Raw genomic sequence first — 749 nt, 5'->3', positions numbered from 1 at the left:
CATGGACGAGTTAGGTATTCGTTGGGGCTTCACTTCTATTAATGGTAACAACACCGTTGGTGGCTCTATTGAGAACAACCTAGCGACAATCGGTTTGTACGAAGGTGGTGGTGATGGCGAAGGTGAAGAGGGTGGTGATGGTGTTGGTATCGATGATTTTCTTAATGTGAATTTAGCCGCGACCAACCCGAATGCGGCGAGCATTGCGTTCCAAGTGGCAAAGTTAGGTTCTGATACATTATTGGACTTAGAGCTGTCTGCATTGCAGCAAGAATCAAAAGCAGAAATCATTTCGAGCCCACGATTGATCACGACCAATAAGAAGCCCGCGTACATTGAACAAGGTACCGAAATTCCTTATCTAGAATCTTCATCGAGTGGTGCAACGTCAGTGACCTTTAAAAAAGCGGTGTTGAGCTTGAAGGTGACACCGCAGATCACACCTGACAATCGTTTAGTGTTGGATCTGAGTGTGACCCAAGACCGACCTGGTAAGGTAGTGAAAACGGGCACAGGAGAGGCAATGGCAATTGATACGCAGCGCATTGGTACCCAAGTTCTGGTGAATAATGGTGAGACGGTTGTGCTCGGTGGTATTTTTCAGCACAGCATTACTAACTCAGTGGATAAAGTGCCATTGTTGGGCGATCTTCCGCTATTAGGCGCACTTTTCCGCCGAAGTTACGAAAACGTTGGCAAAAGTGAGTTGCTAATTTTCGTTACGCCTAAGGTCGTTATTCAGTAGTGGC

1 protein-coding gene is annotated in these 749 nt (G+C 46.6%); it reads left to right on the top strand.

Annotated features, from left to right (window positions below; genetic code table 11):
- The coding region (pilQ, locus tag R7Q09_RS25265) for a type IV pilus secretin PilQ (RefSeq protein ID WP_318143836.1) at nt 1-745 on the top strand (745 nt) is incomplete at its 5' end.
- Nucleotides 746-749 lie beyond the last annotated feature (4 nt).

This window comes from Vibrio sp. 2130-1, assembly GCF_033339515.1.
Note: the sequence above shows the minus strand (reverse complement) of the source record. Positions and strands in the feature narration are given on the sequence as shown.